Annotated in this window: 9 protein-coding genes; 5 read left to right on the top strand and 4 right to left on the bottom strand. The window is 46.4% G+C overall.

Annotation, left to right across the window (positions count from 1 at the left end; translation table 11 throughout):
* Positions 1–90: 90 nt before the first annotated feature.
* From argR to OCV50_RS01745, 4 genes are all read left to right on the top strand, one after another.
* Positions 91–561 carry a transcriptional regulator ArgR gene (gene argR, locus OCV50_RS01760; protein WP_032553023.1) on the top strand — a complete coding sequence of 157 codons (471 nt, stop codon included), beginning with the start codon at positions 91–93 and terminating at the stop codon, positions 559–561.
* Positions 562–903: 342 nt separating this feature from the next.
* A complete protein-coding gene (locus tag OCV50_RS01755) occupies positions 904–1872 on the top strand; it encodes a TAXI family TRAP transporter solute-binding subunit (protein ID WP_239841681.1) in 969 nt (322 codons plus the stop codon).
* Between the two features lie 259 nt (positions 1873–2131).
* Positions 2132–4711, top strand: coding sequence for a TRAP transporter permease (locus OCV50_RS01750; protein WP_261903560.1), 2580 nt, complete (start codon positions 2132–2134; stop codon positions 4709–4711).
* Positions 4712–4816: 105 nt separating this feature from the next.
* Positions 4817–5254 carry a universal stress protein gene (locus OCV50_RS01745; RefSeq protein ID WP_239841685.1) on the top strand — a complete coding sequence of 146 codons (438 nt, stop codon included), beginning with the start codon at positions 4817–4819 and terminating at the stop codon, positions 5252–5254.
* Between the two features lie 76 nt (positions 5255–5330).
* Here OCV50_RS01745 and OCV50_RS01740 read toward each other — a convergent pair whose 3' ends face one another.
* The 3 genes from OCV50_RS01740 to rapA all read right to left on the bottom strand — a co-directional run bounded on the left by OCV50_RS01740 (position 5331) and on the right by rapA (position 10101).
* Entirely contained in the window at positions 5331–6293 is a 963-nt protein-coding gene (locus OCV50_RS01740) for a D-2-hydroxyacid dehydrogenase (RefSeq protein WP_261903559.1), read from the bottom strand.
* A gap of 38 nt (positions 6294–6331) precedes the next feature.
* Positions 6332–7066: a bifunctional tRNA pseudouridine(32) synthase/23S rRNA pseudouridine(746) synthase RluA gene (gene rluA, locus OCV50_RS01735; RefSeq protein ID WP_261903558.1), complete on the bottom strand. Its 735-nt coding sequence runs from the start codon at positions 7064–7066 to the stop codon at positions 6332–6334.
* Positions 7067–7191: 125 nt separating this feature from the next.
* Positions 7192–10101: an RNA polymerase-associated protein RapA gene (gene rapA, locus OCV50_RS01730; protein WP_261903557.1), complete on the bottom strand. Its 2910-nt coding sequence runs from the start codon at positions 10099–10101 to the stop codon at positions 7192–7194.
* A gap of 466 nt (positions 10102–10567) precedes the next feature.
* On the opposite strand from rapA, the gene OCV50_RS01725 reads away from it, so the two are divergent.
* A complete protein-coding gene (locus tag OCV50_RS01725) occupies positions 10568–11950 on the top strand; it encodes a PhoH family protein (RefSeq protein WP_261903556.1) in 1383 nt (460 codons plus the stop codon).
* 75 nt (positions 11951–12025) lie between these two features.
* On the opposite strand, the gene tldD is transcribed toward OCV50_RS01725, so the two are convergent.
* Complete coding sequence (tldD, locus tag OCV50_RS01720) at positions 12026–13471, bottom strand: metalloprotease TldD (protein WP_261903555.1); 1446 nt, start codon at positions 13469–13471, stop codon at positions 12026–12028.
* Between the last annotated feature and the right edge of the window lie 18 nt (positions 13472–13489).

Genomic DNA, 13489 nt, shown 5'->3' with positions numbered 1-13489 from the left:
ATGACTAACAAATTGTCTGGATATTTTGGCTAAAAATGAATATGTATGCGAGAATATGCAAATAGATTTGTTAAACAAGTAAGAAGACATATGCGCAATACCGAAAAACAAGACAACTTAGTTCGCGCTTTTAAAGCTTTACTAAAAGAAGAGCGTTTTGGCTCTCAAGGTGAGATTGTAGATGCACTCAAGCATGAGGGTTTTGAGAGTATCAACCAGTCAAAAGTCTCGCGTATGTTAACCAAGTTTGGTGCCGTTCGAACTCGCAATGCGAAAATGGAGATGGTTTACTGTCTGCCTGCAGAATTAGGTGTACCAACCGTTTCTAGCTCACTGAGAGAGTTAGTACTAGATATTGACCACAACAATGCGTTGGTTGTTATCCACACCGGCCCTGGCGCGGCACAGCTCATTGCTCGCCTACTCGACTCGCTAGGTAAGTCTGAAGGTATCCTTGGCGTGGTTGCGGGCGATGACACCATCTTTATTACTCCTACATTGGCGGTGACGACCAAGCAGTTGTTTGAATCTGTGTGCGAACTGTTTGAATACGCTGGATAATGTCTTAAGTTTCATAAACATTAACTATACGAATGGATCATGACCAGTTATTAAGTTCGTGATCCATCTCACATCCTAGAATATCCATCTTCCTCCCTAAAAAACCACATAACTATTTGATTTTAAAAAATCTAATTGCAAATAAAACGTTATATCTGTGCATCAACGTTTAGACTTTTTCGCTATAAGTTTTAACATTCGAGTAATTTACTGCCAATTTTTTGATATTATTCAGCCACTTTTTCATCACATGGATTGAAAAAGGTGCCGTTTCCAAAGAGGAAACTCCAGAAGCAACTACACTTGTTTCAGGGTTAATAATGAATAAAGGAAGGGAAATTCATGGCATTTACCAAACTTCTTAAAGTTGGTGCGATTGCAGCTGCTGTAATGGGCGCTGGCGCAGCTAACGCTCAAGAGTTCATCACAATCGGTACTGGTTCTGTAACGGGTGTTTACTACCCTACAGGTGGTGCGATTTGTAAACTAGTGAACAAAGGCCGCAAAGACCACAACATCCGTTGTTCAGTAGAATCCACTGGTGGTTCAATCTACAACGTTAACACTATCCGTGCTGGTGAACTGGATTTCGGTGTTGTTCAATCGGACTGGCAATACCACGGTTACAACGGTACAAGTAAGTTCAAAGATCAAGGCGAGTACAAAAAACTACGCGCTATGTTCTCTCTACACACAGAACCGTTCAACATCATTGCTCGTACAGACGCAGGCATCAATGGCGTAGCTGACCTAGCAGGTAAGCGCGTAAACATTGGTAACCCTGGTTCTGGTGACCGTGCAACTATGGGTGTTGTAATGGACGCTATGGGTTGGACTAACGACAGCTTCAAGCTAGCGTCTGAGCTAAAAGGTTCTGAGCGTTCTCAAGCACTTTGTGATAACAAGATTGATGCATTCATCTACATGGTTGGTCACCCGAACGGTTCAATCAAAGAAGCAACAACATCTTGTGACGCTAAGCTAGTATCTGCAACTGGTCCTCAAATCGACAAGATCGTTGCTGAGAACCCATACTACGCATACAGCACAGTTCCTGCTGGTATGTACCGCGGCACAGATGCTGACGTAAACAGCTTCGGTGTAGCAGCGACGATGGTAACAACGTCTGACGTATCAGACGATGTTGCTTACAACGTTGCAAAAGCAGTATTTGAAAACTTTGACACGTTCAAGCGTCTTCACCCTGCATTTGCAAACCTGAAGAAAGAGGACATGGTACAAGCTGGTCTTTCTATCCCTCTACACCCAGGTGCTGAAAAATACTACAAAGAAGTGGGTCTTCTGAAGTAATCCATCTTCAAACCTACTCTATCCAATAAGGAGGCGAGCCCTCCTTATTGGCTTTTCACGCTTTATAAAAAGAACCTAAGTGAAAAGAGACAAACTTTTAAGTCTCTCCAATTTGGAGAACTTACCTTCGTATCAAGCCTAAGACACTGTCGATCAAAAACACATTTTCTTGTCAGTTCACTACACTAGATAGGAAGAAAAATTACGTATCGCTGTGACATGCGAAAAGGCTAGACCATCAATAATAAGGATAAAGTACATGACGCAGACAACATCACCGTCTTCTGATGTGCAAGAAATGGTGGCACAATCAGACACTGGAGCACGTAGCCCGAGCGGCATGCAAGGTCGTATTCTGTGGTTTGTGCCGCTATGTTGGTCATTGTTCCAACTTTGGTATGCATCTCCGCTACCGTTTATTTTTGACTTCGCTGTATTGAACGATACTCAAGCGCGTGCCATTCACCTCACGTTTGCTATCTTTCTTGCATTTACTGCTTACCCAGCACTAAAGAATTCTCCGCGCGACTACATACCAGCATTTGACTGGATATTAGCGCTTGCTGGTAGTTTCTCTGCTGCTTATATCTACATTTTCTATACGGAGCTGGCTGGCCGTTCAGGCGCTCCAACGACCTTTGATATTGTGGCAGCAGTAACCGGTATGGTACTGCTACTGGAAGCAACTCGACGTGCACTTGGTCCACCACTGATGGTGGTTGCGGCCGTATTCCTGCTGTACACGTTCGGCGGTCCATACATGCCAGACGTGATTGCGCACAAAGGTGCCAGTCTAAACAAAGCGATGTCACACCTATGGTTAACGACTGAAGGTGTATTCGGTGTTGCTCTAGGTGTTTCTACTTCATTCGTATTCTTATTCGTACTATTTGGTGCGATGCTAGAACGTGCGGGCGCAGGTGCTTACTTCATCAAAGTGGCATTCTCACTGCTTGGCCACATGAAAGGCGGCCCTGCAAAGGCGGCTGTTGTAGCTTCAGGTCTATCAGGTCTAGTTTCAGGCTCTTCAATTGCTAACGTAGTAACCACAGGTACTTTCACGATTCCATTGATGAAACGTGTTGGCTTCCCAGGTACCAAAGCGGGTGCAGTTGAGGTAGCGGCTTCAACCAACGGACAACTCACGCCGCCAATCATGGGTGCAGCTGCATTCTTGATGGTGGAATACGTGGGTATCTCTTACGTTGAAGTTATCAAGGCGGCACTACTGCCTGCTCTTATCTCCTACATCGCTCTGATTTACATTGTTCACTTAGAAGCGTGTAAAGCGGGCATGACAGGTCTTCCTCGTCGTCACACGCCAACTGTGGTTCAAAGCCTACTGTCGTTCACTGGCACTATTTTAGGCCTATGTATTATCAGTGCTGTGGTTTACTACGGTGTTGGTTGGACAAAAGATGTGTTTGGCGCAGCTGCGACGCCTATCGTGACAGTGGCTCTGCTTCTCTCTTACCTTGGTTTGGTTCGCATTTCAGCAAAATACGCTGAAGAGGGTGGCATTGAAATCGATGAAAACCTAACGGAAGTACCGGATCCAGGTCCAACCATCAAGTCAGGTCTACACTACCTACTGCCTATTGTGGTTCTTGTATGGTGCCTAACTGTTGAGCGTTTCTCTCCAGGTCTATCGGCATTTTGGGCAACCGTGTTTATGATCTTCATCCTGATCACTCAGCGTCCATTGATGGCGATGATGAACAAGTCTGACGATCTTGCAGCACAAACCAAAGAGGGCTTTGTTGACCTAGCAGAAGCATTGGTTTCAGGTGCTCGTAATATGATCGGTATCGGTGTTGCGACTGCTGCGGCTGGTACTGTGGTAGGTGTGGTAACACTTACCGGTATCGGTCTAGTTATGACTGATTTCGTTGAGTTTATCTCAGGTGGTAGCATCCTACTCATGCTGCTGTTTACTGCGGTAATTAGCTTGATTCTGGGTATGGGTCTACCGACAACAGCAAACTACATTGTTGTTTCAACCCTGATGGCTCCGGTAATCGTAACCCTAGGTGCAGCACACGGCCTGATCATTCCACTGATTGCGGTTCACCTGTTCGTGTTCTACTTCGGTATCTTAGCGGATGATACACCGCCAGTAGGTCTTGCTGCCTTTGCAGCCGCAGCGATTGCTAAATCGGACCCAATCCGTACCGGTATTCAAGGCTTTACCTACGATATCCGTACTGCAATCTTGCCGTTCATGTTCATCTTCAACACCCAACTACTGTTAATGGGCATTGATTCATGGTGGCACTTAGCACTGACGATCTTCTCATCGGTAGCAGCGATGTTGATCTTCTCTGCCGCAACACAAGGTTGGTGGTTCACTAAGAATAAATGGTGGGAAACGGTACTCTTACTTGTACTTACTTTCTCGTTCTTCCGTCCAGGCTTCTGGTGGGACATGATCTACCCAGCGAAAGTTCTTTCACCTGGTGTTGAGATTGCGCAAGTTACTGAGCAGCTAAATGTAGGACAATCTATCGAACTAAGAGTCGGTGGTGAGAACCTAGAAGGCGACTACTCAGAGAAGACGGTTCGTCTGCCATTCGATGACAACGCAGCAACGGCTGACGAACGTATTTCATCAATGGGTCTAATGCTAACCGAGGCTGACGGCAAGATGATTGTCGACATGGTTGAGTTTGGCAGCCCTGCTGAAGCGGCAGGCATCGATTTTGATTGGGAAATTAAATCAATCATTCAAGATGCTGACCGACCAATGAAAGAGTGGGTATTTGTTCCAACTCTACTCATTCTCATTGGCTTAGGTATGAACCAAAGAAGACGTGCTCGTAAGGATGAGATTAGCGCGTAACGATGGGAAGTGAAGGTGTTCAAAACATTTTCACTTCTGTATTACACGGAAAGGATAGTACGGCGCTAGACTCGCTCGGCGCCGCTAAACGAAAGAGACAAAAACATGTACAGACAAATCCTTGTTCCAGTTGATCTTAACGACAAAGGCTTTTCAGACAAAGCCGTTGAACTTGCAGTATGGCACGCTAAAAACAGCAACGCAGAAATTCACCTTTTGAACGTTCTGCCTGGCATTCACATGTCTATGGTAGCGTCTTACTTCCCGAAAGATGCAGCAAACCAAATGAAGCAAGACGTAAAGCGTCAGCTTAAAGAGTTTGCAGACAAGTACATTGACGACGAAGTGATCTACAAAGTACATGTGGCGGAAGGCAAGACCTACTCGACCATCCTAGACCATGCTGAAAAGCTAGGCGCAGATCTTATCGTTATGCCAAGCCACAAGCGCTCTAAGATTGATAAAGTCGTTCTAGGCTCGGTTGCTAGCAAAGTTGTACAGAACTCTCCAATCAACGTGTTGGTTGTGAAGCCACAAGGCTAAATTTCTTCAGTACAGAAACACAAAAGGTTGGCTTTTATGCCAACCTTTTTTATTGCTTTGATTTCAAAAACAGAGCCTAAACGACTCGATTTTGAGTGTTTCCTGCCACATATGCGTCGATATTATCGATTAGAATATCCGACAACTTTTGTATCGCGCTATCACTGCCCCACGCTACATGAGGTGTCAGGATCAGATTAGGTAACTCACTGTTTGCGAGCAAAGGATTAGACTTATCTGCAGGCTCAGCGGTAAATACATCAACGCCCGCACCAGCAATCTCTCCACTGCTTAATGCTTCAATCAGCGCCAGTTCATCCACTAACCCACCACGACCTGCATTGATCAACACACAGTTTGGCTTCATCATCTGAAACTCTTCACTCGAGATGAGGTTCTCTGTCTGAGCCGTCAACGGACAGTGTAGGCTGATGGCATCCGCCGTTCTCAGGACGTCCTCAAACGGCATGTACCCTTCTCGGCATGTACTCGCTCCCTTACGCTCCGAAAATACCACCTGCATACCAATCGCTTTAGCCAACAGCGCAGTCGCTTGACCTAGACTACCGCTACCCAAAATACCTAACCTGCTACCCGCAATATCTTGGATTGGATGAGTGAAAAAGCAAAACTGTTTATCTCGCTGCCAAACATCATCTTCGATGTCTTGATGGTAACCTTTAAGATTACGTTTTAAGGCAAAAAGCATAGCGATGACATGTTCAGGCACAGACTGAGTCGCATAGCCCTGAATGTTACTGACTGAAATAGCGTTACTTTGGCAATACTCTAAATCAATATTGTTTACACCCGTGGCAGAGACTGCAATAAAACGCAATTTAGAGGCGGATGATAGGTTAGATCCATTTAGCACTACTTTATTGGTGATAACAACCTCAGCATCTTCAATTCGCTCGGCGACTTGATGTGGCTGCGTGAAATCATACTCAATCCACTCATGCTCAAAACTCAGCTGTTTTAGTACGATCTGAGATGGGATGGTAGCCCTATCGAGAAACACCACCTTAGGTTTACTCATTGCTCTTCCTTGTTTCAATATACGTCTATCAGTCCATTCTAACCCTTAAGCTTTTTGTAGTCTGGTAGCTCTGGCTCAATATCAAAATGTTGAGTGATCTGTGGTTTCGCCTCTGGGTAAAAGTCACAAGGGACATAAGCGATGAACAGTTGGTCATTGGCAGGATGATAGAAACTAAGCTCACATGCATGAAGCTCTAATCGCTGAGAGTAGCTAAATGCTGGTTCCGTTGAGTAAAACTCGTCTCCAACAATCGGGTGACCAAGCGCCATGCTATGAACACGCAACTGATGAGAACGCCCTGTAATTGGCAGCAAACACAACAACGTCGTACGTTCTTCACGCTTCGCTACTTGATAGCGAGTCTGTGAAGGCTTTCCGTGTTCAAAACAGACTTTCTGACGAGGTCGATTTGGCCAATCACAGATCAAAGGCAGATCAACTACCCCCTCAGCGGGATCAACTTGCCCCCAAACACGAGCATAATAGAGCTTATGAGTTAATCGGTACTGAAACTGCTTCTTTAAATGACGCTCAGCCTTTTTATGCTTAGCAAACAGCATTAGACCGGAGGTCGACATATCTAAGCGATGCACCGCTTGAGCCTGAGGATACTTATCAATAACTCGACTCCACATACTGTCGTAGTATTGCGGCTCTCGACCTGGGACAGACAGCAACCCTGATGGTTTGTTTACCACTAAGATATCTTCGTCTTCAACCACAACCTCAATCCAAGGTTCTGTCGGAGGGTTGTACTCAATTAAAGCCATAGTGTACCTTCTGTTGTGTCGTCATCATTTGATTTGTCTATTCAAAATAGAGACATATGATCATTCGGATAAAAATAAGGCCTTCATAAAGAAGGCCCTAATCGATACGTTTTAGCTCAAACGAATTAATTATGAGAAACCACAATCAAGCGCAGCGAATCAAGCTGAACCTGAGCTTTGGCAATGTAGCCAGTAAGCTCTTCGATTTGTGTCTCAATCACTTGTAGCTCTTCATCACGAATGTTTGGATTCACCGCTTTCAATGCCTGCAGGCGCTCTAGCTCGCCATTAAGGTTCGCCTGCATCTCTTTCTGAGCTTGCTCACGAACTTCTTCAACTTTAGGTAGCACTTGCGCTTCACCCGCTTCAATCAGCTTATGAATATCCGCTTGAACCGAGTTCACCAACTTGCTTGCTAAATGACGGTTCACAGGGCTCAATTGACGGTTAAAGCCTTCAAATTCAACCTGTGAAGAAAGATCATTGCCACGGCCATCCATCATCAGACGAATCGGTGTCTTAGGTAAAAACTGGCTGATACCACTACGTTTAGGCGCTTGTGCATCAACAAGGTAAACCAACTCTAGAAGAATCGTACCGACAGGTAGTGCTTTGTTCTTCAACAGTGATACAGCAGAAGTACCCACGCCTTCACTCAATAGCAGATCAATACCGCCTTGAATCATTGGGTGTTCCCAGCTGATGAAGTTCATGTCTTCACGAGAAAGTGCCGTATCACGGTCAAAGGTGATCGTTGCACCTTCGTATGGCAGACCTGGGTAGCTTGGTACCATCATGTGCTCAGATGGTGTGACTACCAGAGCGTTTTCACCCTTATCGTCTTGGTTAAGACCGATGGTGTCGAACAGGCTAAGTGCAAAAGTTACTAAGTTAGTATCGCCATCAGTAGAGGCAATCTTGTCAGCGATTTCCGCGGCTTTCTCACCACCGTTTGAGTGCATCTCTAGCAGTCGGTCACGACCTTTCTCAAGATCAGCTTTAAGACTCTGGTTGAGCTTCGCTGACTCTTCAATCACTTCGTCTAGCTGCTCAGTATTGCCCGATGCCAGCATCTCAATCAGGCTTTCCGCGTACTTATCGTAAACCGTGCGACCCGTTGGGCATGTCTCGCCAAACGCATTCAGGCCTTCATCAAACCAACGAGCAAGAATCGCTTGAGAGGTACCTTTAAGATAAGGAACGTGGATATCGATATCACGCTGCTGACCGATACGATCAAGACGACCAATACGCTGCTCTAGCAGATCTGGGTTAAATGGCAGATCAAACATGACGAGTTGGTTAGCAAACTGGAAGTTACGACCCTCAGAGCCAATCTCACTACAGATCAGAACCTGAGCACCGCCCTCTTCTTGAGCAAAGTAAGCCGCTGCTTTGTCGCGCTCTAAGATCGACATCCCTTCATGGAATACCGTTGCACGGATCCCTTCACGCTCACGTAGCGCCTGTTCAAGTTGCAATGCTGTGCTCGCACGCGAAGCGATCACTAGGATCTTCTCGCTACGCTTGTCTTGAATCTTGTCCAGCAACCAGTTTACGCGTGAATCGAACTGCCACCAGCTTGACTCTTCCCCTTCAAACTCTTGGAAGATCTCTTCTGGGTAAAGCATCTTCATTGCGCGCGCTTCTGGTGTCATCTTGCCACCGATCATGCCTGATACACGCATTGATGTGGTGTATTGGCTTGGGATCTCCATTGGCAATAGATGAACGTTACGCTTAGGGAAGCCTTTAATGGCTGCACGAGTATTTCTAAATAGAACGCGACCTGTGCCGTGGCGATCCATTAGATTATCAATCAGCTCTTGGCGAGCAATCGCCTGCTCCTCTTCTGGGCTATCACCTTCAATAACACGGAATAGCGGCTCAACGTCCTGCTCAGAAAGCAGTTCAGTGATTTGATTTTTCTGACTATCTTCTAGCTTGATGCCAGAGAAGAGTGCCGTTACCGCATCTGCAACTGGCGCGTATTGCTCTTCTTCTTCAACGAAGGCGTCATAGTCATAGAAGCGATCAGGATCCAACAGGCGTAGACGAGCAAAGTGGCTCTCACGGCCCAGTTGCTCAGGCGTCGCGGTCAGTAGCAGCACACCCGGAGTGTTTTCAGCTAAACCTTCCACCACTTGGTATTGGCGGCTCGGCTTATCTTGGCTCCACTCAAGGTGGTGAGCTTCATCGACAACCAATAGATCCCACTCGCCTTCCAAAGCTTGCTCGTAACGTTTACGACTCTTGCGCAGGAAGTCGAGAGAACACAATACATATTGCTGGGTATCAAATGGGTTATCCGATTCAGCAAAGGCTTCGATACATCGCTCTTCGTCGAAGATAGAGAAATGTAGATTGAAACGGCGCATCATCTCTACCAACCACTGATGCTGCAGAGTTTCTGGTACCACAATCAGGATACGCTCAGCACGACCAGAAAGGACCTGCTGATGAATAATCATACCTGCTTCGATGGTTTTACCTAGACCTACTTCATCGGCAAGTAGAACGCGAGGTGCGTGACGACGACCGACTTCATGAGCAATGTAAAGCTGATGAGGAATAAGACCTGCACGCATGCCACATAGGCCACGCATAGGGCTCTTATGTTGCTGGTATTGGTTGCTCAATGCACGGTAGCGAAGAACAAAGTTGTCCATGCGATCAATTTGACCGGCATAGAGCTTGTCTTGAGGTTTGTTAAAGCGGATCTGGTTGCTTAAGAAGATCTCACGTAGAGAAACACCGCTCTCTTCGTTATCTTGACGAGTACCTAGGTAAGTAAACAAGCCTTGCTCTTCAATCACCTCTTCAACCGACAGTGACCAGCCTTCTTGACATTCAATAACATCGCCAACATTAAACGTTACTCGGGTTACGGGAGCGTCAGTGCGTGCGTAAACACGATTCTCTTCTGACGCGGCAAACATTAGTGTCACTGTGCGAGCATCCATTGCTACAACGGTACCTAAACCTAAATCGCTCTCCGTATCGCTTATCCAGCGCTGCCCCAAAGCAAATGTCATGAATCGACTACCTCAATCTTATCTATGGAATTTGGTCATTTAAGCCATCAATTTCTTATCGGAACTTTGCAATTCCTAGAATAAAAATATAGCTAAAAATGCTTCATTTGCAGCCACATTTCAGTCAAGCGAATCAGATTCTATTGATTGAGAATATGGTGCAGAAAAAGGTCGCTAATCTTACTTGATGCTGTGATTTAGGTCACGCCAAAAGGTGATGATTTCATGCTTTTTTTCCGATTTCGTCTGTGCAATCAAACTGTCAAAAAAGCATGGCTATTCTAGAGAGCAAAGATTGCTGTTTTTGCATGAATGAACCATATTTAGAGTATCGGCAATATGGTGACATTCCTCTGGCTAAAGTTGGGCTAGGTTGTGAACTAACATGCTCATTAGGCTGTGATCCTAGCTGGCTTTATCCACGTTTATCTGTGATACAAGAAGCCGTATCTGGCAAGGAGATGCTATGGGCGAGACCAATCGGAAGCTATTTGTTCTAGACACCAACATTCTACTTCATGAACCCTTCGCAATTTTTTCATTTCAAGAGCACGACGTTGTTATCCCGATGACAGTTCTTGAAGAACTCGACCGAATCAAAGACAGCAAAAGAGATGTCGCGCGCGACGCAAGAATCGCAATTCGCGCGCTAGAAGATCTCTTCAGAGACGCAACCCCAGATCAAATCTCTGAAGGTATCCCATTTTCCAAAGACTTAAGCAGCGCCTCAGGCAGCATTTCAATTCTTGCAGATTATGAGCTGCAAGAGAGCATCAAGGCATTCGCCGACGACAAAGCCGGTGACAACCGCATTCTTAATGCCGTGCTCTATCTTCAAAATAAACGCGCGCCACGCGAAGTGGTGCTCATCACTAAAGACATCAACATGCGCCTGCGTGCCAAAGGTGCCGGTGTACGCTTTGTTGAAGACTATCAAACCGACCAACTGATTGATGACATTCAATATCTAACCAAGGGATTCCAAACGATAGAGGGCGCGTTTTGGGATGGCATTGATAACGTTGATAGCCGAACTCTCGGTGGAAAAACCTACCACACCATAGCTCGAGCTCCCTTTGAGCCGACGTTTATTAACCAGTATGTGATTGATGAAGATAGTGACTTCGCGGCTCGTGTTGCAGAGATAGAACCGGAAACCATCACACTGCAAGACATGAGCCGTGAGCGCTTGATGAACCGCCGAGCATGGGACATCACGCCTAAGAACATCTATCAAGGGATGGCGATTGATGCGCTGCTCGACCCAGATATCGATCTGGTTATCCTCACCGGAGCCGCTGGTAGTGGTAAGACACTGCTTGCGATGGCTGCAGCCCTTGAGCAAACCATTGAGCGTAAACAGTTCGATAAGATCATCGTGACCCGAAACACACCTGACATCGGTGAGTCGATTGGTTTCCTACCCGGCACCGAAGAAGAGAAGATGCTACCTTGGCTCGCGGCAGTCACCGATACCCTAGAAGCACTGCATAAGAATGATCACTGCACAGAAGGGTCGATGAAATACATCTGTGACAAGGCGAACATCCAATTCAAGTCGATAAACTTTATGCGTGGCCGCTCAATTCAGAATGCCTTCGTGCTACTCGATGAGTGTCAAAACCTGACAGCCTCGCAAATCAAGACCATCATCACTCGTTGTGGCGAAGGCACCAAGATTGTCTGCTCGGGTAACCTAGCGCAGATCGACTCTTCCTACTTAACGCCAGTGACGTCTGGCTTAACCTACATGGTCGAGCGCTTTAAAGACTTTGAAGGCAGCGCCAACATTCACCTCAATGGTGTGGTACGAAGCCGATTAGCGGAGTTTGCTGAAGAGAACATGTAATCCTAAAACTCACTAACAAATACGAAAAAGCGCCTCACAAGAAGGCGCTTTGTTTATTCATGAGGTGAGCTTAAATTACTCAGTACCACCGACTGTTAGTGAGTCTAGCTTCAACGTTGGCTGACCAACACCAACCGGAACACTTTGACCTGCTTTACCACACACACCCACGCCGCGGTCGATGCTTAGGTCATTGCCGACCATAGACACTTGCTGCATCGCTTCAATACCAGAGCCAATCAATGTTGCGCCCTTCACTGGGTGAGTGATCTTGCCGTTTTCAATCATGTACGCTTCAGAAGCCGAAAATACAAACTTACCTGAGGTGATATCAACCTGACCACCGCCAAAGTTTGGCGCGTAAATGCCTTTATCAACGGTTGCGATGATCTCTTCTGGCGTGTGTTCGCCTGGCAACATGCAAGTGTTCGTCATACGAGGCATAGGAAGATGAGCGTAAGACTCACGACGACCATTACCCGTCGGTGCCACACCCATTAGACGAGCGTTGAGCTTATCTTGCATGTAACCTTTCAATACACCGTTTTCGATCAAGGTATTGTATTGACCATTCACACCTTCATCATCGACATTCAAAGAGCCGCGAAGGTTAGTCAATGTGCCATCATCAACGATCGTACACAGGCTAGATGTGACTTGCTCACCAATTTTACCAGAGAAAACAGAAGACTCTTTACGGTTAAAATCGCCCTCTAAGCCGTGACCTACCGCTTCGTGCAGTAGTACACCCGGCCAGCCAGAACCGAGAACCACAGGCATAGCACCCGCAGGCGCAGCAACTGCTTCAAGGTTAACAAGAGCCTGACGAATCGCTTCATCAGCAAATTGATACGCCACTTGAGTGCCATTATCGTCGCTTAAGAAGAAGTCGTAACCGAAGCGGCCACCGCCACCCGCGCTACCACGCTCACGACGATCGCCTTTCTGTGCTAATACACTAATAGATAGACGGACCAGTGGGCGAATATCGCCAGCGTAAGTGCCATCGGTTGCCGCCACTAGCATCTGTTCGTGTACACCGCTCAGGCTAATCGATACTTCCGTCACCATCGGCTCTTTGGTACGAATATACGCATCTAGCGCTTTAAGCAGTTCGGTTTTTTGTTGCTTTTCCCAACTTGCTAGCGGGTTTACTGCATCATAGTACGCTTGATTCATGTTGCGCTTAAACGCATGTACCTTGCCGTTTTGGCCCTGCTTTGCAATACCACGAGCCGCAATCGCACTCTGCTTAAGAGCTTCTAGCTGAATTTGGTCTGAATAAGCAAAACCTGTCTTTTCACCCGCAACCGCACGAACACCAACGCCGCAATCGATATTGAATGATCCATCTTTGATGATGCTGTCTTCTAGGACAAGAGACTCATGCCAGCTAGACTGAAAGTAGATATCAGCATAATCAATTTGGCGGGTAGCAATGCTCGCCAATGTATCTGCGATATTTTGCTCCGTAAGCCCCGTCGGGTTAAGTAGCGCTTCTTCAATTTGATTGATGCTCATAAATGGCTCTTATTTGTA

This window comes from Vibrio fortis (assembly GCF_024347475.1).
In the GTDB taxonomy this organism is placed as follows: Bacteria; Pseudomonadota; Gammaproteobacteria; order Enterobacterales; family Vibrionaceae; genus Vibrio; species Vibrio fortis.
The sequence above is the reverse complement of the archived record's forward strand: the minus strand, read 5'-3'. Positions and strand labels throughout refer to the sequence as shown.

Coding starts and splice junctions, on each gene's coding strand:
- argR (WP_032553023.1), top strand. CDS start 91: ATGCGCAATACCGAAAAACAAGACAACTTAGTTCGCGCTTTTAAAGCT.
- OCV50_RS01725 (WP_261903556.1), top strand. CDS start 10,568: ATGGGCGAGACCAATCGGAAGCTATTTGTTCTAGACACCAACATTCTA.
- OCV50_RS01745 (WP_239841685.1), top strand. CDS start 4,817: ATGTACAGACAAATCCTTGTTCCAGTTGATCTTAACGACAAAGGCTTT.
- rapA (WP_261903557.1), bottom strand. CDS start 10,101: ATGACATTTGCTTTGGGGCAGCGCTGGATAAGCGATACGGAGAGCGAT.
- tldD (WP_261903555.1), bottom strand. CDS start 13,471: ATGAGCATCAATCAAATTGAAGAAGCGCTACTTAACCCGACGGGGCTT.
- OCV50_RS01740 (WP_261903559.1), bottom strand. CDS start 6,293: ATGAGTAAACCTAAGGTGGTGTTTCTCGATAGGGCTACCATCCCATCT.
- OCV50_RS01755 (WP_239841681.1), top strand. CDS start 904: ATGGCATTTACCAAACTTCTTAAAGTTGGTGCGATTGCAGCTGCTGTA.
- rluA (WP_261903558.1), bottom strand. CDS start 7,066: ATGGCTTTAATTGAGTACAACCCTCCGACAGAACCTTGGATTGAGGTT.
- OCV50_RS01750 (WP_261903560.1), top strand. CDS start 2,132: ATGACGCAGACAACATCACCGTCTTCTGATGTGCAAGAAATGGTGGCA.